General features: G+C 42.8%; 5 protein-coding genes. 3 read left to right on the top strand and 2 right to left on the bottom strand.

Going from position 1 to position 25,751, the window contains the following annotated elements:
* Positions 1 to 81: 81 nt before the first annotated feature.
* Positions 82 to 783 (top strand): thioesterase II family protein, encoded by a 702-nt coding sequence (locus tag WG906_RS15935; RefSeq protein WP_339993836.1) that lies wholly within the window; start codon positions 82 to 84, stop codon positions 781 to 783.
* A gap of 67 nt (positions 784 to 850) precedes the next feature.
* Here the strand turns inward: WG906_RS15935 and WG906_RS15930 are convergent, their stop codons facing one another.
* Together WG906_RS15930 and WG906_RS15925 are read right to left on the bottom strand one after the other, a co-directional pair.
* Entirely contained in the window at positions 851 to 1,207 is a 357-nt protein-coding gene (locus WG906_RS15930) for a hypothetical protein (RefSeq protein ID WP_339993835.1), read from the bottom strand.
* Between the two features lie 8 nt (positions 1,208 to 1,215).
* Positions 1,216 to 3,666: a penicillin acylase family protein gene (locus WG906_RS15925; protein ID WP_339993834.1), complete on the bottom strand. Its 2,451-nt coding sequence runs from the start codon at positions 3,664 to 3,666 to the stop codon at positions 1,216 to 1,218.
* Between the two features lie 551 nt (positions 3,667 to 4,217).
* On the opposite strand from WG906_RS15925, the gene WG906_RS15920 reads away from it, so the two are divergent.
* Both WG906_RS15920 and WG906_RS15915 read left to right on the top strand, forming a co-directional pair.
* Positions 4,218 to 5,834, top strand: a complete 1,617-nt coding sequence (locus WG906_RS15920) for an MBL fold metallo-hydrolase (RefSeq protein WP_339993833.1) — start codon at positions 4,218 to 4,220, stop codon at positions 5,832 to 5,834.
* A gap of 30 nt (positions 5,835 to 5,864) precedes the next feature.
* The gene (locus tag WG906_RS15915) at positions 5,865 to 25,748 is read left to right on the top strand and encodes a non-ribosomal peptide synthase/polyketide synthase (protein WP_339993832.1); all 19,884 of its coding nucleotides are present in this window, start codon (positions 5,865 to 5,867) and stop codon (positions 25,746 to 25,748) included.
* Positions 25,749 to 25,751: the final 3 nt, after the last annotated feature.

Raw genomic sequence — 25,751 nt, 5'->3', positions numbered from 1 at the left:
TAATTGATCATCACATCGGCTAAGCATGATAAGAACTTAGCTATGTACACGGGAATTCGACGATAAGATTACAGGAGATAAATGGCTCGAAATTTAGTTATTATCTGTTTGCCATTTGCAGGAGGAAGTAAATACTCTTACCGGGCATATACAGAAAAAAAAATTCCTTTATTAGAATTTGAAGCCCTTGAATTCCCCGGAAGAGGATCAAGAATCAAAGAACCGTTAATTTCGAATATTGAAGATCTTGTAGATGATCTGTATGCACAGTGCAGTGCTATGCTAGATAAAAATGACTACGCTTTTTACGGGCACAGCATGGGGGGCCTGCTGGCCTACCTCCTTACAAAAAAAGTTCTGGAGAACAACCATAAAGCACCACTGCATTTATTCATTACCGGAACCACAGGTCCGTCGGCTCCAGGCAGGCTGCAAAAAAAACGATCCCTGATGGGGACAGAAGAATTCATCGCGGAGATAAAAAGCTTTGGGGGAATGCCCGACGAAATTTTAGAAAATGATGAATTACTATATTTCTTTGAGCCTATTTTACGAGCTGATTTTAAAGCCAGCGAAAATTACATACATGTGCCCGGTACCCCCTTAGATATCCCGATAACCGTAATTACAGGGGATGGTGAGGACATGGAAAAAGCGGACATCGACACGTGGCAAAAGGAAACAAGCGAGCCTGTGGATTTTAAAGTGATGCCGGGGAACCATTTTTTTATATACCGGAATGTCGATAATATTTTAAGAATTATTGCAAAAAAGCTTCTGTGACAAATGCCAATAATCTCAGTCATTGGCTCAATGTTGTATAATAACCCGGCTTTCGCGGCAGGTCTCTCTAGGGTCGATTAACAAAAATCTTTCTCAGGAGGCTTCCTGACAGTGCCGAAAAGCCGCTTACGCCAGCTCCCAAACAAGCAGATGCAAAAATCATTAGTAAAGGTGCTTGTCTGTGGATCAGCAGATCGGATATCCTCGCTGCCAGTATGTGATCGTTTTTTTGATCGATTATATACGTTTGCAGTCCCCATAAAAAAAACACTGCTATTGCCGCCGATAAAAAGGATAAAAGCGGTTTTTGCGGAATTGCTGCAGCTACAATAAAGGCGACGATCGAAATTATCCACCATGGACAAAATCCTGCCAGGATAAAACTAAGTAAGGCGGTGAGGAGAGTTGCGATTAAAAATTTCATTATCCGGATTAAGCTTTTTTAAAATTCATTTTCCATTTAAATTTTGCAGCCGAAGCCTGCTGCCTGTTAAGAAACAGTAATTTAAAATATGCTCCGCCGGCCCAGGTGTTGACAAAATTATCGTAGTACTTGCTTCCCGGGTTCCCGCTCTGGCCCCCTGCATAAACACCATGAGCTTCTGTTTTTTTAGAGAGCTGTACAATCATCCTCCAGCCGGGCCCTTGATTTTTTGCTGTTGCGTTTATGCTGTTTAGCCCGCCCCCAATGGGCAAACTCAGCCTGCTGAAAGCCGGAATACTCAGGATATGCTTAAGTTCTGTATTCTTATATTTTCCCCAGGCTAAATTATTTTCCTGTTTTATGGTATCCAATTGGCCGCAGGCCTTTTTAAATGAAGCGGAAATGATCGTGTTAAGATCTTCTGTAGCAGGAGTGGTTCTGTTGTTCAGAAATTTAAAGTGCTTGTCTTTAAGCAGACCTTCCAATAATGTACTGTTGTCAGGCATTTTTACAGGCAGACTGGTATTCAGGAAATCATCGTTGAATACCTCTTTTCTGAGTTTTCGCCACCATACATCAAAAATAGTGGGGCCGGGTTCATCGTAATCGTTTCTCAGGTTCCAGTTCTTTAATGTATTGAGATACTCTTTTCCAGATGCGGAAATGCCCTCAGTGTTTACGTTATTTAACAGCAGGGGTCTGGCTTCCTCGGCAAACACGTCGTAATTGTCTGTCTGCATTTTCTGCATATCAGCAACTGTGATATCCGACATACGGCTTAAAAGCCGGTTGATAATTAAGCCGCGATAAACAAAGGGCCTTCCGCCAAAATAATATGGATAATTACTATCGGCGGCAAGCTGGTTGGCGCTGCTTACAAAGCCCCTTTCCGGATTATGCATAGAGGGGTTTTCTGCAGATGGGATAAAGCCCTGCCATGCATATGTGCTGTCGGAACCAGGCATCAGGAAATCGCCCTGCCTTTGCCATTTTGCCGGAAATTTACCCTGCTGTTTAATTCCGATATCACCTTCCTTTGAAGCGAAAACGAAATTCTGGGCGGGGCATCCGTAAGACTCGATTGCTTCCTCAAAATCCTTATAATTTTTAGCATGGTTTAATCGGTTGAACGCGAGCAGCTCATTGCCCTTGTCCTGCCCCATCCATCTTACGGCATAATACTTGCCGTCCTTTAGTACGTTGGAGAAGGTTTTGTCATAGATCACAGGCCCCAGCCTGGTGACAGCGATTTTTTCCTTTATGTCTGCCTGGCCCTTAACTTTAATCACCTCGTATCTGAAAGAAGACCTGCGCCATTTTCCTTTAAAGAGGTATTCCTGCATAGTGCTGTCCCTGAACTTTATCTCGTAATAATCTTTTACATCCCGTTGAGCATTGGTAACGCCCCATGCACAATTGTCGTTAAAGCCGATTATAATGGAGGGCGACCCGGGGATGCTTACACCATAAGAATTGAAGCCCGGAGTAGAAATTTGCATCTCGAACCAGAGAGAAGGGAGATTTAAATTCAGATGCGGGTCGTTGCAAAGTATAGGTGCCCCGCTTTTTGTTTTGCTGCCCGCAACAGCCCAGTTATTGCTGCCATTATTTATATCGGGTTGTATATTGTTGCTACTGCTTTTGGTATCTGATATCGTTTGAAGGACAGAATCAGCGTTCGCCGGCTTTAGAGGAGGATGATCGGGTTTCCTGAATGATGTCCCTCTCGGAATGATGGGACTAAGGCTGTCTTGTGTAGTAGGATATAACTTTTCAAAATCTGCATGTGAGAACAGGGTTCTGGTATTGGTCGTTTCGAAATCGGAATCGTATCCTGCCAGATCGTAAGCCATATACTTTAATAATAGCTGGGTTTTGAGGTTTGTCCATCGCTCAGGTTTATAATCAAGAAGTTTATATTCCAGGGGATACGCTCGCGGCTTTAATTTATCAATATAGAAGTTTACTCCATTTGTGTAAGCATCCAATTCATTTTTAGTTGTTGAGTTTGCTTCGAGTTCTTTTAATGATTGTTCGGCGCCCGAGACCATGCCTAATCTTCTGAAATACCTGTCTTTCGAGAGAAAAGCTTCTCCCTCTCCCATTATTTCACTTAGTCTTCCTGCCGCGACATGTGTTTGGAATTCCATTTGCCAAAGCCGGAATTTTGCATGTAAATACCCCTGAACAAAATAAGCATCGTCTTCTTTTTCTGCATAGATATGCGGAATAAGTCGGTCATCAAAAAATACTTCAACGTTTCCCTGAATGTGGTCGGAACTGAGACTTTCGTTAAAATCGGCGGTAGCTGGTTCTGCGTTCTGCCAGAAACCTTGTTGAGGGCTGAAAAATGCTCCGAAACGAGGTGTTTTATTCCTGCCAATTGTTAAAGATGTATTTAAGAGAAAAATTAATGTGATTGTGAAAGCTGCAGAAATAAGAAATAATAGGATCCTCATAAAAGGTAATTCAGTTTATTGAATAAACGAAAATAATGTTAAAACTTTAATAATGCTTTTACTTTATTGTGTTACCAATTTTACCCAAGGATTTTTATTTCGCAAACAGGAGCCGGAAATGTGTTTATTTGAGTAAATATATCCCTCAGTCTCATAGTCGGACATAAGCTATACCTTCCCACTTAGGTATGCCGAAGGAGGTTTTTTAGTATATTTTCATACAATATTGGTTTGTAAAGCTGAAAGTTTTATTATTTTTATGATTTAAGGAAAACTTTCAGAACAAAATCTTGATAAAATAGGTAAACATTATTTCTTAATGTAAAGATGAAGGTATGATATGTACTCTGGCGACGGCAACCCGAGGGTGATAAAGAATAGCTTTGATTTGTACTAAGGCAGTAATTTAATTAATTGTTAATAACAATGGGGTATTATGATGCGGTTCGCAAATACGAACATCAACATATAGGATAAGAATAAGAGCAATTGTACTTACATCTGCAAAATATTTAAACTCAGTTTAATAATACCCCTGAATATTTCATTATATGAATGATAAACAAATGTATTTAAAACCCAATGTAGTTTTAGAACCGTTGGTAGATAGCTGGTATGCATGGAGTCACCTGATTTCTCCGGCAACAGCCGCAATGAATATAGTAGGCAGACACCTTACTATTATTGAGTCTTATCTCTCGGCACCTTCGATTCATGCAGAAGCAGTGCTTAACCCGAAAATGAAAGGCGGGCCGTTTATGGATTTTGGAGGTGGCAGGCTTGATGAAGTTGCAGCACTTGAACAGGAATCTTATAGAAAACAGGAGAAGGTAATTCAGTTTGCAAAGGCTGTAAAGGAACTTGACAAATTGTTATTAAATGAAGCTAAAGGGTATGGTCTGGAAGATATGTACTCTAAGGTGCCCGAGATTTTAAAGGGTTACGTAGAATTGTATTACGACAGGCACAATAACCCTGGGTTCAGGTTCTTCGAATCTCTATTATACAAAAGCGAATTTTACAATAAGGAATCTCAAAGTATCGCACTGTGGTTAACGAATAACGATGAGCGCCCGTTTTGCCTCAGTACGCCGCGCCTCGCCGAGCCTGATGTTTTGCATATGGACATCGCTTTTGACCACCCATGCATTGATGAACTGGCCAAAATGAAACGTACACCCCAAACATTGGGCTACATTAAGGCTATTGCAGGCATCTCGCCAGCTCAGGAAGCCTTATTTGAAACGTTTTTCACCGAAACACCACCCCCGCCCTATGAAAAATACACCGGGGATAAGATCAGGATGCGGTATTTCGGACATGCCTGTATTTTAGTGGAAACGAAGGACATCAGCATTTTGGTAGATCCGCTGATCAGTTATTATGGTTACCATTCTGATGTTGAGCACTTCTCGGATGTAGATCTTCCGGACATGATCGATTATGTATTAATTACCCATAATCACCAGGATCATATACTTTTTGAAACCCTGTTGCCTTTAAGGCATAAGATTAAAAACCTTATTGTACCCCGAACCAATAGCGGAAAAATTGAAGATCCGGATCTGAAGCTGATGTTTCAGAATATTGGTTTCAATAATGTAATTGCCATGGACGAGATGGAAACCATCCATTTCGGTGATGCAGTGATTACAGGATTACCATTCATCGGCGAACATTCTGATCTGAACATCTTAACAAAGATGTGCTATCTGATTAACATAGGCGAGTTTAAGCTTTTATTCCTCGCAGACTCACGTATCGTTGAGCCGGCCTTATATAAACATATTCATAATACGATAGGGGATGTAGATGTGATGTTTTTAGGCATGGAGTGCGATGGTGCTCCTTTATCATGGCTTTATGGCCCTTTAATCACCAAAAAGCTGGCCAGAGATATGGACGGAAGCAGGCGGCTTGCCGGATCTGATTGTGATAAAGGAATGGCGCTGGTTGATATTTTCAATCCGAAAGAAATATATGTTTATGCTATGGGGCAGGAACCATGGTGTGAGTTTATCAGCAGTATTAAATATACAGATGAGTCTAATCCGATTGTGCAGTCTAACAAGCTTGTGCAAATATGCAGAGACAGAGGAATAACCGCCGAGCGCCTGTATGGTGAAAAAGAGCTTTTATATAATAAACATACCGGTACATTTAGTTAGTTTAGGGGGCATCTACCCACAAGTATTTACATGTCTATAACGTTTTTTTCTTTGCATCCTGCTCAGCAGGAGATTTATACGGATCAGCTTTTAAACACCAGTAGCCCCCTTTATAACATAGGGGGTTATATTGTATTAAAAGGGAATTTAGACAGAAATAAATTTCATGAAGTTATAAAATCGGCTCCGGAAGTGCTGGATTTTTTTAAACTTCGGTTTAACTTCAGAGAACCGGATTTCCTTGTTTATTACGATGAGAATTATAAGGACTGTCAATATAGCGAACTGGATTTTAGCAGTGAAGATAACCCGGAAGCAAGGGCAGTAAATTGGGCTCAGGAAAGGCTTAATACCCCTTTTGTTCTGGATAAGGAAAGCTTACCTTTTGAACAATGTTTGTTAAAGATATCTGAGACTGAGCATTGGTTTTTTGGAAAATATCATCATCTGATCACCGACGGCTATGGCTTTATCGTTTGGATACAATACATTGCAGGGAAGTACAATTCCTTAATGTCAGGTGAGGACCGAAACTTTAGTTTTCCATTGTACCGGGACGAAGCAATTAAAGCCAGGCAATATTTGAATTCTCCGGAATACGAAGCTGATGCCGTTTATTGGAAGGAAAAAATCAAGGCCAGACCTGATGAAGTGTTGCAAAAAAGATATGTTTCGGGTGGCATAACCTCTATTTACCGTCTTAAGCTTAGCGACGGAAAGAGGGAGCTTTTTGAACAGTTACAGCTGAATACAAAATCAAGTTTACAGCAACTAACTCTTGCTTCTCTTCTTATTTATTTAGGAAAGACAAGCCCGCAGTCTGAATTTATATTCGGTGTGCCAATCCATAAACGCGGTTCGAGGGTGTTAAGGAATATAGTGGGAATGTTTAGTGGGATTCTTCCTTTCAAGGGAAATTATAATGAAGAGAATACTCTGCTGGAGCTTTTAGCTGAAATTTCGGCTACACAAAGATCCGACTATCGTCATCAGAATTATCCTGTCGGAGATCTGAGCAGGCACCTGAAAGTGAATAATTCCGAGGGATATTTATACCAGATAATTGTCAATTACGAACCTTTGCATTTTGAGTTGGATTTCGGGGAGAAGCTGGACGCCAGCATAGTACGATTGGCGAATGAAGACGAGCGAAATCCTTTACAATTAGCCTGGCGTGATTATGGCAGCCATCAGCCTCTGGAACTCCAGATCCACTATGGGGAAGACTATTTCTCTGAAAGGGAAATAGAATTGCTTGCTGAACGGCTGGTTTACATAATTGAGCAGTTTTCGACAGCATTAAATCATAAGATTGGCAGCCTTGATATCCTTCCGGGCGCAGAAATGGCCCAGCTTTCAACTTTTAATACTTCGGATGTATCCTCTTATACTCCAGAGTACAGTATTTTAGATTTATTTCATTCGCAGGTTGTAATGCGGCCTGATTCGATAGCCCTGGTATCGGGGCCTGACGTTTTAAGTTACCGGGATCTTGACAATCGGTCCAATCAGCTGGGCCGGTATTTACTGTCTAAGGGAATGGGTAAAGAGACGCTGGTTCCGTTATGTATGGATCGGGGAATCGACATGCTTGTGGCCATTCTTGGAATACTGAAAGCAGGAGGAGCATATGTGCCGCTGGACCCTTCATATCCAGACGAACGAATATCCTTTATGCTGCAGGATACCGGCGCCTCGATAGCCCTTAGCTCCATGGCGTACCGGTCAAGACTTGAATCGGGAGATAATCTTCTGATCATAGAGCCCGATGGTAAAGATGCGGAGGCGATAGGTACAGCCTCGGCAGAAAGCCTGGGAAAAACTGCAGCTCCACAGGATCTGGCTTATGTAATTTACACATCAGGATCAACGGGCCTTCCCAAAGGTGTGCTGGTAGAGCATAGAAATGTAGTAAGCCTTGTTAAAGATGTAAGCTATGTAAATTTTAGTGAGAAAGACGGATTACTGGTAACCGGCTCTCCTTCGTTTGATGCAACCACCTTTGAATATTGGGGAATGCTGCTTAACGGAGGCCGCTTAATATTGTGTAGCGAAGAAGATCTTCTGGACAGTGTAGAGTTAAAGAAATTAATCCGACATAACCAGGTAACAACCATGTGGTTTACCTCGAGCTGGTTTAATCAGTTGATGGAAACCGACAGCACGCTTTTCGAGGGATTAAAAACCATACTTGTAGGTGGAGAACAATTATCAGAAAGTCATATCGCCAGATTCCGTGAGCTGTACCGCTCAACCAGAATAATCAACGGATATGGACCCACAGAGAATACCACCTTTTCTTTAACCTACGAGATTGAAGAAGTAAACGGACCTATTCCCATAGGGCGGCCTTTAAATAACCGCCAGGCCTATGTGCTGGGGAGTAATCATAGCTTGCTTCCGGTGGGTGTAGCCGGAGAGATCTGCCTTGGCGGAGCCGGATTATCCCGTGGTTATCTTAACCGACCTGAACTAACGGCGGAGAAGTTTATCGATCATCCTTTTAACAAAGAGGGTGTACGTTTATATAAAACAGGAGATTTGGGACGGTGGTTGCCTGATGGAAACCTGGAATATCTGGGCCGGTTGGATGAGCAGGTTAAGATTCGTGGTTACCGGATTGAGCCGGGAGAGATTGAGAATGTACTGTTGCAGAGCGGACTGGTGCGTCAGGCCCTTATCGCTGCCCAACCGGATGGTCGTTCTGGTAAACGTCTTGTAGGTTATGTGGTGGTGGCAGAACAGCCATTCGGTAAAGAGATGGCTGAGAGTTACCTCCTTGCCAGGCTGCCCGAATATATGGTTCCGACTTTGTGGGTAGAAATGCCTCAGATCCCCTTAACGGCAAATGGCAAGACCAATAAAGCTGCTCTTCCGCAACCGGACCTATCCCTTAACACCAGTAACTCATATACAGAGCCGCAAACAGAGTTACAGAATACGCTGGTTAAAATCTGGCAGGATTTACTGGGGCTGCAAAAAATTGGTATTCATGATAACTTCTTTGAACTTGGAGGGGATTCGATTCTTGCTATTCAGCTTGTAAGCAGAATAAGGCGCCTTGGATATGAGCTGCAACCCAAAGATATTTTTATTCAGCAAAACGTCGCGCGACTCTCTTCTTTGCTTGAAACACAGGTTATATCTTCAATAGCGACAGAGCAGGGCCTCTTAACGGGATCCTGCGGATTATTACCAATTCAGCAATGGTACCTGCAAAATGCTTCCGGGAATATTTCACATTTCAATCAAAGCGTATTACTGACGATCGATAAATTAGTTACAGCCCAGTTATTGCAGGATGTTGCAGATCATCTGATCAGCCATCATGATGCATTGCGTTTTTGCTATACTAAAACAGAAGATGGCTGGCAACAAACATACGGAACAGCAAAGGCTGAGGTACTTTCAGAAAACTTAAAAATTATAACTGCAGGCAGCTTGAGTGAAGAGGTAGGGAAAAAGGCAGACGAGTATCAGCGCAGCCTGGATATTAAAGAGGGGAGGCTCATCCGAACAGTGCTTATGCACACTCCTGAATATGAAACCCAAAACCGATTATTAATAGTTGTTCACCATCTGGCAATAGATGGCGTATCCTGGCGTATCCTTCTGGAAGATCTTGAAGAATTACTTAACGACCATTTTGTTGCCGGAACAAATCAACCTCAGACCGTTAAGGGCACGTCCTATCGCCAGTGGTATGAAGTTCTAAAACAATATAGCTTAAGTCGGAAGCTATTGGCGCAGCGCGATTACTGGCAGGATGTTGTGAAAAATTATCAGCCGCTTCCAACTGATAAAACCAGTGATGAAATAATGCTTTTAAAGCATGAGAACCACCATACAGTAAAGCTTAGTTCTGATTACACACAACGATTGCTAAGGGATGTGCCAAGGGTATATAAAACAGAAATCAATGATATCCTGTTGGCAGCACTGGCCCATATTCTGAATGGGTGGACAGGAAGGAAAAGCGTAACAATCGGACTGGAAGGACACGGCCGGGAAAGCATAGTTGAAAACATTGACACCAGCCGGACCATAGGCTGGTTCACAAGCCTCTTTCCCTTAAGGCTTGAAACTAACGGCGCATCGGAGCCAGGACACCTTATCAGAATAATCAAGGACCAGCTAAGACAATTGCCAGACAAAGGTTTAGGTTTCGGAGTACTGAAATTCCTAAATAAGGAAAGCTTCTTACAGGAAGCCGAGCCCTGGGATATCACCTACAATTATCTGGGGCAATTGGATAATGTGCTTGAAAGAAGTAATCTTCTTGGAATAGCTCAGGAAGACTCGGGGCCGCCTATTGCCGAAGACCAGAGCAAAAATGCGAAACTCTCGGTCGAATGCCATATCATCAACAGGGAACTGGTAATTAAATGGAACTTTAGCACTCTTCATTATCATGATGAAACAATAGAAAAACTTACAAACGCCTATAAGGAAAAACTTTTACAACTAATAGACCATTGTACAAATCACAACGGAAACTTCGACCTGAATGCATCTGATTGCGGACTGAGTCCGGAGATTAGTAACCAAGAGCTTAACAACTTTCTGAATATACCATTTAAGGATAAAAGAAGAGGGGATGAGATAGAGACAATGTTCCGCCTCAGTAGTCTGCAAGAAGGGATGTTATTTCATGGCTTATACAGTAAAGGCAGCGGGGCCTATATCAGCCAGTTTACCTGCGACCTTAATTTTGTGAATACCGATTATTTCAGGTTAAGCTGGGAAGGCGTTCTGCAGGCACATAATGTATTCAGAAGCGCATTTTATCATGACTCCTTTACTATACCTGTTCAATGTGTATACCGGCACACCGACTTAGAGATAGCTAATTTAGATTACCGCGATCTTACCGAACCACAACAGGCAGCAGCGATCCAACAGTATTTAAAAGAAGACAGTGCCAGAGGTTTCAATTTTATTCAGCCCCCTCTTACACGTTTTGCATTAATTCAGTTGAGTGAGGAAAAGTATAAGATGATCTGGACCACTCATCATATCATTTTTGACGGCTGGTCTTTACCCGTCCTTTTTAAAGAGTTTTTGGATAATTATGATCTGCTGACAGCGAATAAAAAGGTGCCGCAAAAGAACGTTGATGATTACAGCGACTATATCCGGTACTTGCAGAACGCTGATAAAATTTATCAGGAAACATTTTGGAGAGGCTACCTTAAAGGAATTCAACAAAGTACACTCCTTCCATTTATTAAAAATCAAGCTGATAGAACAAAGGGTGTCGGATCATACCAAAATGTTTCGATACAACCTGAGGCAAGGGCTATACAGCGGATCAAGGAATATGCTCAGAACAAGCATTTAACTGTTAATACAATAATGCAGGGAGTCTGGGCTTATCTTCTCTCTGTATATGCACGAACTGAACATGTATTATATGCAGTAACCGTATCGGGCAGACCCGATGATCTGCCGGACGTGGAGCAGCGGGTAGGTATGTACATTAATACCTTGCCTTTGCATGCGCACATACAGGAGGATATTCAAATAGTTGAGTGGTTAAGGGGCATACAGGCTGGCCAAATATCTTCCAGGCAACACCAGCATACCCCAATAAATGAAATACAGAAATGGTCCGGCATTCAGGGCGATTTTTTTGACAGTTTGCTTGTATTCTTAAACTATCCCGTGAAGCGGCTCGTCTCTGAAAAAGAATGGGCATTACAGATAGACAATGTATACATGTATGAGCAGAATAATTTTCCGCTTACTATTACCATAGGCGGCATTGGCGAGCTCAGTGTAGTTTTTACTTATAATAAGGACCTTTTAAAAGAGGAATACATTAAGGAAATACGCAATCATTTTGAATCGGTATTATTTCAAATCGTTGACAAGCCTTCCGGTATTCTCGGTGATATGAAGTTATTAAGCCGATCGGAAAAACAAGAAGTGCGTAATCTTTTCAAAATGGAAGGCTCGGCGGATAAACAACAGAAGAGTATAGTAGACCTTTTTAAGGAAGAGGTTGAAAAAGCTCCTGAAAACCCGGCCATAGTATTTGAGGAAGTACTCATAAGCTACCGGGAACTTGATGAACGTTCAGACAGGCTCGCATGTTATCTGCAGAATAAAGGGGTAGGCGAAGAAAGTTTGGTTCCGCTTTGTTTAGAACGCGGACCTGATTTGGTCATCGCGATTTTAGGGGTTCTGAAAGCCGGCGGGGCGTTTGTTCCGATTGATCCGGATTATCCTCAGGAAAGAATTGCTTACATACTGGCAGATACGAAATCCACGCTAATTGTTAGTAACAGTGCAAGCAAGAAGGGCTTATCAAATATTGGAGATATCAAGATCATTGAACTTGACGGAGAGGATGAAAAAACAATTAATTCTTTACCGAAAAGTAACCTTACTGCTTACATAAATGCAGAACAGCTTGCTTACGTAATTTATACCTCGGGCTCAACAGGTCAACCCAAAGGCGTGATGATTGAGCATAAAAGCCTGCTGAATTATGTTGTAAATAAAAAAACAAGATATATAACCGAAACGGAAGGAAATGCGGGAAGCTTTGTACATCTCTCGTATACGTTTGATGCGTCGCTGACGGCTATATTTATGCCGCTGCTGTCGGGCAAACTGATGGTAATAGGATCAAAACAGGTTGCTAATGTTTTTGAAGATCCGAACCTTTGGAAATATGCCCCCTACGACTTTATAAAGCTGACGCCTATACATCTTGGACTGCTGAAGGATGCAGTACCCGACACTAACAAAAAACGCTTAAGCAGCAAATTTGTAGTAGGAGGTGAGGCCTTGCTGCTAAGCCATTTTGATCAATTTATTGAAAAAGGTCTCGATACGGAAGTTGTTAATGAATATGGTCCGACGGAAGCTACAGTTGGCTGCAGCACCTACAGGTTTAATATATCCGGGAATAACGAAAAAATTAAGGATTCTGTACCTATTGGAAAGCCAATAGATAACACAAATCTCTATATACTTGGCGCCAGGCAGGAATTGTTACCTACTGGTATTGCGGGTGAACTGTATATAAGCGGCGTCCAGGTGGCGCGCGGTTACCTTAACCGGCCGGAGATGACTGCCGAAAAGTTTGTCAACGATACATTCGCTGCTGAGACGGGTACAATAATGTACAGAACAGGTGATCTTGCGCGATGGTTGCCAGACGGAAATATTGAATACCTCGGGCGGATAGATGATCAGGTTAAGATCCGGGGCTATCGTATAGAGCTTGGAGAGATAGAAGTTGTGCTCCAGCAGCATGAAAGTGTGAAGCAGGCAGTGGTAATAGCCAGGGAAGATGCGGGCGGAAACAAGCAACTGAATGCATTTATCGTCCCCGAAGCTGAATTTAATAAAGAAGTTTTACAAGCGTATCTTCAAAGCAGGCTTCCGGAATACATGGTGCCGGCTTTGTGGTCAGAGCTTGAAAGTTTGCCGGTAACACTTAACGGAAAGGTTGACAGGAAGGCATTGGCTGACCTGGACCTGAATGTCGGGGCGACTGAAGAATATACTCCCCCGGGAAATGAAACAGAGCGTAAACTGGCCGAAATTTGGCAGGAACTTCTGGAGATTGAGCAAGTTGGCATCCATTCTGATTTCTTTGACCTGGGCGGACATTCATTGCTTGCCATACGGCTGATATCATTCGTTCGAAGGGAACTCGGAGTAGAATTATCCATCAACGAAATTTTCGATTACCCCACTATAAGTTTATTGTCGGGCAAGATCAATACTATTGACAATGCAGGGCTGTTGCCTTCAATAAGTGTGATGCCTCGTCCTTCACAGATGCCTCTATCTTTTAGCCAGGAGCGTTTGTGGTTCATCGACCAGCTTGAAGGCAGCCTTCAATACCATATTACCGCAGTTATTCGTTTGCAGGGGAATTTAAATATAGCCGCCCTGGAGTATTCTCTGGGGGAGATTGTAAATCGTCACGAAATCTTGCGGAGTGTGTACTATGAGGAGGAAGGAATCGCTTACCAGAAAATTAAACCCGCCGGACGATGGCGTTTGAATGTTGCTGAACTTACTGACGAACAAAAGGTCGAAAAAGAATTACGGAAACATATTGCATTGAAAGCACAAGTGCCGTTTGATCTTTCGGCAGACGATATGTTACGGGCGGAACTGGTCGTTCTTTCTCAGACTGAGCATATGCTTTTAATAACCATGCATCATATTGCATCTGATGCATGGTCAATGCCAATCATGGTGCGCGAAGTGGCAGAACTTTACGCTGCCTACACGGAAAACCGCCAGGCGCTTTTGGATGTAGTGCCGCTTCAGTATGCAGACTATGCAATCTGGCAGAAAGAATATTTGTCGGAAGCCCTTCTGGAGACAAAGCTGGCTTACTGGAAAACAAAACTGGAGGGTGTCTCGCCGCTTCAGTTGCCAACGGACTATGCCCGTCCTTCAGAAATCAGTACACGAGGCGCCTCCGCAGAATTTGTAATCCCCGCTGACCTGAGCAAGAGTCTGGCGGAGTTAAGTAAAGTGCAGGGTGCTACTTTATATATGACACTGTTGTCAGCCTTTAACGTGTTGTTGTACCGTTATAGCGCACAGGAGGATATATGTGTCGGAACTTCAATAGCCGGCCGGCCACAGGCAGAGTTGGAGGGATTGATCGGTTTCTTTGTAAATACCCTTGCTCTTCGAAGTAAGCTAAGAGCAGAAATGGCTTTTACGGATTTACTGGCAGAAGTGCGGGCTACTATGCTCGAGGCTTATGCCAACCAGGAAGTTCCGTTTGAGCGAGTAGTCGAAGCGGTGGTTAAAGATCGCGATCCGGGCCGTAGTCCATTGTTTCAGGTGATGCTTGTTTTACGCAATACTCCGGAAGTTCCGCAGCTCCGGTTAGGGGATCTCATTTTAACCGGACAGCCCTATGAGCATACTACGGTGAAGTTTGATTTAACATTTTTTCTTACTGAAACCGCAAATGGTCTTGAGGGCTCTGTATTATATAGTACAGATCTTTTTAATGCCCGACGCATAGAGCGGATGATACGGCATTTCACTTCTATACTTAACTCAATTGTTTCTTCTCCGAAGGAACGGATAGGGAAAGTCAGAATGCTCAGTGATATTGAGGAAGCAGAGCTGATTTCAGGTTTAAATGTCAGCCGCGTAAAAAAACGACGCGAAAAGTCGCTGATAGATTTTTTTGAAGAGCATGCTCAAAAACATCCCGAATCAACAGCTTTGCAGTTTGAGGGGAAACTTTTAAAATATTCGGAACTGGATAGCAGAAGTAACCAGTTGGCGCATTACTTGAAAAGCAGAGGTGTTAGAGCAGATACTATAGTACCCCTTTTTATTGAGCGGGGTTTGGAAATGATTATCGGCATACTGGGCATATTGAAAGCCGGAGGAGCATATTTGCCAATTGATCCGGAGTTTCCTGAAGACCGGGTACAGTACATGCTGAAAGATTCAGGGGCAAATATAGTTCTGGGCGGAATTTCAACCCTCAGAAAACTAAGTAAAACCGGGGATCTGGAGTATATTGAACTTGACGGGGACTGGTCTTTATTTAGTGGTATGTCTTCGAAGAGCCCGGATGAGTATATAAGTCCGGAACAACTGCTATATGTTATTTATACATCGGGTTCTACCGGTCAGCCGAAAGGTGTATTGATCGAGCATAAAAATATGCTGGATTATGTACAGGGGCTGGATGAGCATATCGGTATAAATTCGTGCAAATCTTATGCGCTGGTTTCTACAATTGCAACAGATCTGGGCAATACCGTGCTGTTCAGCTGGTTGGTGTCGGGCGGTTCGCTTCATGTATTCTCAAAAGAGATGGTGAGCCATATCGAGAACATGCACAGCTATTTTGAAAACCACCGTATCGATTGCCTGAAAATTGTACCATCGCACTGGAAAGCTCTTTTGATGGACGGCACGCCTTTGCTCCCTGTCCGTTTATTAGTATTTGGCGGTGAGGCATTGCAAGGTGATGTAGTTCGCCTGATCGGCAGGTTTGACAATAATTGCCGTGTAGTCAACCATTATGGACCAACTGAGACGACTGTGGGCAAGCTGCTTCATGAAGTCGATCCTGGAGAAGAATACGGAACAACGGTGCCTGTCGGTAAGCCATTTTCCGACACAAAAATATATGTTTTAAGTAAAGAGGGAGCTTTATGCCCAGAGGGTGTGCACGGAGAATTGCACATCGGAGGGGCAGGAATAGCCAGAGGCTACCTCAATAACGAAGAATTAACCAGCCTAAAGTTTGTCAGGGATCCTTTTGATTCGACTGGCAGATCAAAAATATACAAGACCGGAGACCTGGTAAGTTACGACATGGATGGGAATATACAATTTCTCGGCCGTGTGGATGATCAGGTTAAGATCCGGGGTTACCGGGTAGAGCCAGGGGAAATCGGTCGTGTTCTTGAAGGATCCGATTTGGTGAGTCAGTCTGTGGTGGTTGCCAATGATGACAATCAGGGGAACAAGCAGCTTGTGGCTTATATAGTACCTGGCGGCTCTTTTAATCGTGAAGAGATACTTGATTACGCAAAGGAGCACCTGCCTGAGTATATGGTGCCTGCACACTTTGTAGAACTTGCGGAGATGCCATTAACGGCGAACGGAAAAGTTGATCGGAAGGCACTCCCTCAGGTCGACAGCGGAGCGAGCAATAATGGGGAATATGTTGCTCCGCGGACGGCGGTAGAGGAACGACTTGCAGAGATCTGGCAGGATATTCTTGAGGTTGAACAGGTTGGAATACACGACGATTTTTTTGAGCTTGGGGGACATTCGCTTTTAGCTGTACGCTTAATTTCTGCAGTGAGGAAGGCTTTTAAAACCGAACTGCCCATCAGCGATGTGTTTGACTATCCATCTGTAGCAGCATTGGCTGCTCAACTTGATAAACCTGCCGAAAAATTGAAGTCAGACGGCATCCAGCCTGTACAGCCAAGGCCGCAGTTTATTCCTCTGTCTTTTAGTCAGGAACGTTTATGGTTTATTGACCGCATGGAGGGCAGTGTCCAGTATCATGTACCTGCGGTATTGCGTTTGAAAGGCACCTTAAACATTAAGGCCTTAAATAATGCTCTAAGAGATATTGTAAATCGGCATGAAGTGCTTCGTACTTCAATTTTGGAGAAAGACGGACAGGCTTATCAGGTGATAAAAGAGCCGAATAGGTGGACTTTGATGCAGATTGACGGCTCAGTTTATAAAGAAAATGCAGCCGGGCTGGAAGAATGTATACGTCAGATAATAAGGGAGCCATTTGATCTTTCAAAGGATGACATGATTCGCGGACATCTGATTACCCTGAGCGAGGAGGAGGTTGTGCTGGTTGTCACCTCTCATCATATTGCTTCTGATGGTTGGTCGCGCTCTATTCTGGTAAGGGAACTCGTTTCTTTATATAAAGCTTATGACCAGGGATTAAGTAAAGACCTTGAGCCCCTTTCGCTCCAATATGCTGATTATGCAATCTGGCAAAGAACATTTTTGCAGGGAGGACTGCTCGATGAAAAACTGGATTACTGGAAAAAGAAATTAGATGGCGTAGCAGTATTAAACCTGCCTGCTGATCATGTACGCCCGGCGACGCAAAGCACCAAGGGCGCAATAACAGGCTTCAGGATTGAACAGCCTTTGGCAAAAGAGATAATGAGCCTGTCCAAATCGCATGGAACTACCTTATACATGACATTGCTTGCTGCATTTAAGGTCTTACTTCATCGTTATAGCGGACAGGAGGATATTTGTGTAGGAAGCGGGATTGCAGGACGACAGCAGCAGGAGCTGGAAGGGCTAATTGGCTTTTTTGTTAATACACTTGCCATGCGAAGCGAAGTTCGTGGCGATATGCCGTTTACGGAGTTTCTGCAATCTGTGAAGCTTACTGCTATGGAAGCCTACAGCCACCAGGAAGTGCCTTTTGAAAAAGTTGTGGATGCCGTGGTAAAAGAACGGGATGTAAGCCGCAACCCACTCTTTCAAGTTACGTTCGTGGTGCAAAATACACCTGATGTTCCTGATTTGTTATTAGGAGATGTGGCCCTGTCTGTTGAAAATTATGACCACGTTACAACAAAGTTTGATATAACATTCAGCATTACAGAAACAGACAATGGTCTTGAAGGCCTTGCTGAATATAATACTGACTTATATGAGAAGCGGACGATAGACCGGATGACTTCTCATTTTGTAAACCTTCTCCGGTCGATAGTGGAATTACCTCACGAAAAGCTCAGCGTGCTGGGAATTTTATCTGAGGATGAAAAAGCTTCGCTTCTAGACCTGAGCGCTGCTGTTGATATATTTTATAATCCCGGAGACAACCTGGTAACCCTCTTTGAGGAACAGGCAGCGAAGACACCAGAAGCTATCGCTTTAATATTTGAGGAAGAAAAACTTACCTATCGGGAGCTTAATGAGCGGAGTAACCAGCTTTCTCATTATTTAAAAGATCGGGGAGCAGAGCCTGAAGAATTAATACCAATCTGTATTGAGAGAGGTTCCTGGATGATTGTTTCCATTTTGGGGGTACTTAAGTCAGGTGCGGCGTATGTACCGCTTGATCCTGATTATCCCGAAGAAAGGATTAGTTTTATGCTCGGAGATGTTAGCGCAAGGCTGCTGGTAAGTAGCGAAAAGAGCAGAAAAAGCCTTGGCGATATACAGAGGCTTAAACTTATAGAGGTAGACGGAGCAGATGCTTCTTCTATCAGGGCCCAAGCCTTGACTAACCCGAAAAACTCTGTCTCGGCAGATCAACTGGCCTATGTTATTTATACATCGGGCTCAACCGGACGGCCTAAAGGGGTATTGGTAGAGCACGGATCGGTCGTAAATTTAATACGTGCTCAGACTTTGTATTTTAGCATTAACAGTGGCGACCGGATCCTGCAATTTTCTAATTACTGCTTTGATGCATCTGTTGAGCAAATATTTCTGGCCTTATCTAACGGAGCATCGCTGGTAGCATTCAGAGAAGATTTACTCTATAATACAGCGCTATTTGAAGCTTATTTAAGAACGCAAAAGGTCAGCCATTTACATGCCACACCGTTTTTCCTCGAAAACATAACACCCGATAATTATCCTCACTTAAGGCGTGTGATTGCGGGGGGAGATGTCTGCCGGAAAGAGTTGGCGGCACGATGGAAGGGCAAGGTAGATTTTTATAATGAGTATGGTCCAACAGAAACTACGGTCACATCAATAGAATATCATGATGTTGGAAGCTCCCAGGAGCGCAGTCTGGTGCCGATAGGTAAACCCCTGGTTAATGTATCTCTATATATTCTAGACCAGCACGGGGCTTTGTGTCCGGAGGGAATTCCGGGCGAGTTGTATATAGGTGGTGTGCAGGTTGCTCGAGGTTATCTTAACAGACCTGAATTAACCACGGAACGGTTTATCGCAAATCCTTTCGGCTTTGAGGAGAAAGATCGGTTATACAGAACCGGCGATCTTGCACGATGGTTATCTGACGGAAACATAGAATACCTTGGCCGGATTGATGATCAGGTAAAGGTTCGTGGGTACCGGATAGAACTAGGGGAGATTGAAAGTGTGCTGAATGAGCTGGAGCCGGTGGAAAATAGTTGTGTGGTTGTAAAGCACGACATCAATACAGGCAGCAGATTAACTGCTTACTACATTCCAAAAATGGGGGTAGTAAAGAAAAAAGAACATGCACTTTATAATGAGCAGATAGAAAGCTGGAAGGAGATTCATGAAAATGAATACGTGCTGGCTGAAGAAGAGGAAAGCGCAGATCCCGAGTTTGATATTCTTGGCTGGAACAACAGTTTTACGCGGCAACCGATCGCGGCTGAGCAAATGCGTGAGTGGCTGGAGGATATTACAGCTGTTATAATGGCTCAAACTCCGGAGCAGGTGCTGGAAGTTGGATGCGGCAGCGGACTGATCTATTATCAGCTGGCAGGCAAAATCAAGAGATATAGAGGTACAGATTTTTCCAGGCATTCTATAAATAAGATCAGGGAAAGGATTTTGCACGGGGGGAGAAATTATGGTCCCACAGAGCTTGAAGTGTGCGCAGCACATGAAATATCGATTAAAGAAGACGAACAACCTGACACAATAATAATAAACTCGGTAGTTCAGTACTTCCCCGGAGAAGATTATCTAAGTTCAGTTATCGAGAAGAGTATATCCCTTTTAAAAGGTAAGGGCCGTATAATTATTGGTGACGTCCGTGATAATCGTACGCTTGAAATCTTTAAAAGTCGCCTGCAGCTGGCTAAACAGCATAATGTCCTTGATATTGACGAATTTAAGTGGTCGGTTAAGCAGGAGGTTCTAAGAGAAGAGGAATTGTGTTTTTCTCCTGAATATTTTTATAATCTACCGCATTTATATCAGCAAATTACTCATGTGGACATACAATGGAAACAGGGAATTTATATTAATGAACTAAGTCAATACCGCTTTACTGCTATTATACATGTGGGCTTGGAAAAAGACATCTTAACTCCAAAATGGCAGGACTGGGATAGCACTGAAAAGCAAAACTTGCTTTTTGAACTAAAGGAGGGCCGATCCGTCATTGCTGTTAAAGATGCGCCGAACCATCGGCTATGGCAGGAGAGAAGTCTTGCAGATGCTCTGGAAGGTAAATCAGCAAAAACAACAGCAGACCTTGTCGAAGCTATGAAATCAGAAGACAAGGGCGCCGCCGAGGTCGAAAACCTCTTAAATACTGCTATTGCTGCTGGATATCATTACCGTCTTTTTCTTGACGAAGATCCTTTTAAAATAAATATACTCTTAGAAAAAGAGCACTCGGATAGCTTTGTACAATCTGTTTATAGCACTAACACTAATTGGAGCAATGGCATGTTTACCAATATTCCGCTGTTTTCGGATATTAGTTTACTACTGCAGAAAGAACTTAGATCACTGCTGCGAGAACGTCTTCCCGACTACATGATCCCGTCAGAATTTACGGCTCTTAATCACCTTCCTTTAAACAGCAACGGTAAAATTGATCGTAAATTTTTAGGCCATATCGATAATCGTATTGCAGCAGACAAGCTGAGTTATCAGGCACCGCGTAATGAAACGGAACAAACACTTGCTGAGATCTGGGAGGAACTGCTAAGTGTAGAGCGGGTAGGTGTTCACGATAATTTTTTTGAAATCGGAGGACATTCGTTGCTTGGAATGCGGGTGATATCTTCTATCAGAAAAGAATTAGAAGTCGAACTGGTTATTAAAGACCTTTTTATTCACCCAACTATTGCAGAACTGGCTGATTTTCTGAATTCGCAAAATACCGGGCTATTATATCCACGTATCGAAGTACAGCCAAGGCCAGTATTTATTCCCTTATCCTATAGCCAAGAACGCTTATGGTTTATAGACCAGTTGGAAGGAAGCACCCGATACCATCTGCCATCTGTTCTGCGACTTGATGGAGCGCTGAAGATCGATGAACTTGAGCGTGCTTTAAGAACCAGTGTAAGCAGACATGAAGTTCTTAGAACGGTGTTACTGGAAAATTCTGGAATTGGTTACCAGTACGTGCTGGATCATAAAGACTGGAAGCTTGATATAGCTGATGGCTCGATTTATCACGAAGATGAAAGAGCATTAAATAAGTACATAACCGAACTGATTAAGAAGCCTTTTGATTTATCAAAAGATTATATGTTCCGTGCTACACTTATATGCCTGTCCGATAACGAGCACATTTTAGTGGTAACGATGCATCATATTGCTTCAGATGCATGGTCAGTATCTGTTATTGTTGATGAGGTGGTGGAATTGTATAGTTCCATTATTGAAAAGCGATCTTTTAAACTGCCTAAACTGCCGATACAGTACGCCGATTACTCTATATGGCAAAGACAATACCTGTCTGGAGAAACATTAAATAAGAAAGTAAACTATTGGAAAAACAAACTGGACGGTGTATTACCACTGCAGTTGCCTTCCGATTATAGTCGCCCTTCTGCATGGAGCGGTCGGGGCGCGATGTCAGTTTTCCAACTCGATAAAACCTTATCTGAAGCATTACTACTGTTATGCAGAAAGCAGGGGACGACTCTGTTCATGATGTTGGAGGCAGCGTTTAAAGTTTTACTTCATCGCTACAGTGGGCAGGCAGATATCTGCATAGGGACATCCGTGGCTAACCGTACTCAAAAGGAATTGGAAGGGTTAATTGGATTCTTTGTTAATATGGTAGCCTTAAGAAGCTCTGTTAGCAGTGATATCCCTTTCACCGAGTTTTTGCAACAGATTAAAGCAAATACCCTGGAGGCGTTTGCAGAACAGGATGTGCCTTTTGAAAAGGTAGTTGATGCTGTGATAACGGAACGGGATGTCAGCCGTAATCCCCTGATTCAGGTGATGCTTATTTTGTTGAATACTCCGGAAGTTCCCGAGATGCGTTTGGGCGACGTCGTCCTTTCGAGAGTGAATCAACAACAAACCACAACATTATTTGATCTCAGCTTTTATGTAACAGAAAGTCCTGAGGGTTTGCAAGGAACAGTGCATTACGCTACTGATCTCTACACTGAGCATACAATTGAAAGGATGATCGGCCATTTTAAGGAATTACTTGATTCAATAATTTCAGCGCCGGAGCTAAAAGTTGGAAATTTAAATATACTTACACCGGAAGAAAAAAATGTAATTCAGCTTGAATTTAACCGAAACCAAACAGATTGCCCCCGAGACCAGAGTATTACGCAACTGTTTGAACAACAGGCATTAAAAAATCCTGAATCGATAGCAGTAAAATTTGAAGGTGAACAACTTAGCTATAGAGAATTAAACAATTTATCAAATCAACTGGCTTATAAGTTGATAAGCCGGGGTGTGCGTAAGGGGATGATGGTTCCGATCTGTGTTGAGAGAGGGTTGGAAATGATCACAGGAATATTGGGAATATTAAAGGCAGGAGGTGCTTATGTGCCTATTGATTTGGAATATCCTAAAGACAGGATCAGTTATATGCTTGAGGATACGTCGGCAACTGTGGTTTTAAGCACTAAGGGAAACAGGAAAGTATTAGAAGACCTGGGAAAGGAGATCGACATTGTTGATATTGAATTATTCGCACCATCCTCCTTGCACGCAAGTGAACTGCCTGTTGTAGGAGCAGATGATCTTGCCTATGTGATCTATACCTCCGGATCTACAGGAAGACCCAAAGGCGTGCTTGTGGAACATGGTAATGTGGTAAGTTTGGTGAAAGGCATTGATTATATTCATGTCGGAGCAGAAGATACTTTACTATCGACGGGTTCACCATCATTTGATGCCAGTACATTTGAATATTGGGCTATGTTATTGAACGGCGGTCGTTTGCTTTTATGTTCTGAAAGCCGTTTGTTAAATAGTGAATCGCTTAAAAATGAAATAATAAGGAATAATGTAAATAAAATGTGGTTTACATCCAGCTGGTTTAATCAACTGGTAGAAACAGATATCACAGTTTTTCAGACATTAGACAGCATCTTAGTGGGTGGAGAGAAGTTATCTGAGAAGCACATTAGTCAGGTACGTGAAACTTACCCCGGAGTCAGGTTAATAAACGGTTACGGACCAACAGAGAATACTACGTTTTCATTGACTTATGAGATTAATGATTTAAGTGCGCTAAATACGATACCCGTGGGTAAGCCGCTTAATAATCGAAAAGTGTATATCGTAGACGATCAATTTCAATTAAGTCCGATTGGAGTTCCGGGAGAAATATATCTTGGTGGAGCAGGATTATCAAGGGGTTATTTAAATCAGCCGGAGCTGACTGCGGAGAAGTTCGTAACTGATCCGTTTGATTTTGAAAGGGGTTCAAGGTTATATAAGACGGGTGATTCAGGAAGATGGTTGCCGGACGGAAACATTGAGTTTTTAGGTCGGATTGACGACCAGGTTAAAATAAGGGGCTATCGGATAGAACCAGGCGAGATAGAAAAAGTACTTGAGAAATGCGAACGAGTAAGGCAAGCAGTAGTTCTTGTGAAAGCAGATGACAGCGGACATAAAAGGCTGGTTGCGTATGTGACTTCGGAAGGTACCTTTGATAAAGAATTCATCCGTGATTACGCTCTTAGTATACTGCCTGAATACATGGTGCCCGCTCTATGGGTAGAGTTGGAAATGATGCCCTTAACCAGTAACGGCAAAATTAATAAACGAGCGCTCCCGGATCCTGATATGAACGAGATGCATAGCGAAGATTTTGCAGCTCCCCGTAATGACTTTGAAATAGCCTTGGCAGAGATATGGGAGGATCTGTTGGGAATAGATCGGGTTGGGATATACGATAACTTTTTTGAACTTGGAGGTGACTCTATTCTTACAATACAGGTAGTAAGCCGGATGCGTCGTTTAGGCTATGAGTTCCAGGTGAATGATATCTTTACTCATCAAACCATAGATAAACTTTCGTCAATAATAGATGCAGCTCCAGGAAATGATCAGTCTGTTGAACAAGGTTTATTAGAGGGCGACTGCGGGTTATTGCCTGTCCAGCAATGGTTTTTTGAAATGGAACTTACAGATATATCCCATTTCAACCAGGGTGTTTTATTAAAAATTGATAAAGCTGTTGCCTCTGATGTGCTTAGCCAAGCCGTTAATCAGTTAATAAATCAACATGATGCGCTTCGGTTTAAATATTCGCAAAATGAAGGAGAATGGCAGCAGCAATACCAGGCTAAAGAAGCAAAACTCATTGCAGTTGATCTTAAATCAGTGTCAGAAGATTCGCTGGCTGACTTAATTAGCAATCATGCCGATAAGTACCAACGTAGCCTGGATATTGAAAAGGGCGGGCTGATGCAGGTAGTGTTGATGGAAACTCCCCCTGGAGAAAGGTATAACAGGTTGTTTATTGTAATTCACCACCTGGCGATAGACGGAGTTTCCTGGAGAATATTATTGGATGATCTGGAGGTTTTACTCAGCGGAGCCATTGCGAACGAATCCCCAAAATTAGGAGCTAAAACCAGCTCTTACAGGGATTGGTATAAGGCCTTGGAGGCTTACAGTCAAACACGTAATTTGATAGAACAAACTGCTTATTGGAAGCAAATAGTATCTGCCTACGAACCTTTCCCTTCAGACTATTCGTATACCGATTCTATTCGCGTAAAAGAAATAGTTCATCATAGTATACAACTTGATGCCGCTCAAACTTTACGCTTATTACAAGAAGTACCCCGCGTATACCATACAGAAATTAATGATATACTGTTAGGTGCACTCGCACAAACACTTTGCACCCAAACTGAGAAAAACAGCGTAATTATTGGTCTTGAAGGACATGGTCGTGAAAACATTTCAAAAGGTATCGACACCAGTCGCACTATAGGATGGTTCACAAGTCTTTATCCGATTTTACTGGAGGCCAAAGAAACATACAGCGCCGATGAGTTAATTAAGGCAGTGAAAGAGCAGTTGAGGCGTATTCCTGATAAAGGCTTAGGCTACGGAGTGTTGAAATATATTAATAAAGAAAGTGCATTGCAAGGCGATGAGCCCTGGGATATAATGTTTAACTATTTAGGCCAGTTAGATAACGCCATAAGCGAAAGTAAATGGCTGAAAGGTGCAGAAGAGTCTGCAGGAGCCGGAAGAAGTGTAGAGCAGATAGTTAAAGAACGGTTATCAGTTGATTGCTATATACGTTCGGGTGTACTTGTTGTACGATTTAATTACAGCAACAAGCATTTTAAGGAAGAAACCATCAGCGGGCTGGCATCGGATTATATCGCTAAGCTTGAGTGGTTGATAACCCATTGCGTTGAGATGGGTAAAACAGGGGTAGTCTATACTCCTTCTGATTATGGAGTAGGGTCTGAAATAAGTTATGAGGAGCTCGATAAATTCCTGGGAGACGACGATGACGATAATATAATGAGTTTTTAAGAT

The organism is Pedobacter superstes, assembly GCF_037622515.1.
Taxonomy (GTDB): domain Bacteria; phylum Bacteroidota; class Bacteroidia; order Sphingobacteriales; family Sphingobacteriaceae; genus Paradesertivirga; species Paradesertivirga superstes.
Note: the sequence above shows the minus strand (reverse complement) of the source record. Positions and strands in the feature narration are given on the sequence as shown.

Bases quoted from the DNA above. Each gene is read 5' to 3' on its own strand.
- WG906_RS15930 (WP_339993835.1), bottom strand. From the start codon at position 1,207: ATGAAATTTTTAATCGCAACTCTCCTCACCGCCTTACTTAGTTTTATC.
- WG906_RS15915 (WP_339993832.1), top strand. From the start codon at position 5,865: ATGTCTATAACGTTTTTTTCTTTGCATCCTGCTCAGCAGGAGATTTAT.
- WG906_RS15920 (WP_339993833.1), top strand. From the start codon at position 4,218: ATGAATGATAAACAAATGTATTTAAAACCCAATGTAGTTTTAGAACCG.
- WG906_RS15935 (WP_339993836.1), top strand. From the start codon at position 82: ATGGCTCGAAATTTAGTTATTATCTGTTTGCCATTTGCAGGAGGAAGT.
- WG906_RS15925 (WP_339993834.1), bottom strand. From the start codon at position 3,666: ATGAGGATCCTATTATTTCTTATTTCTGCAGCTTTCACAATCACATTA.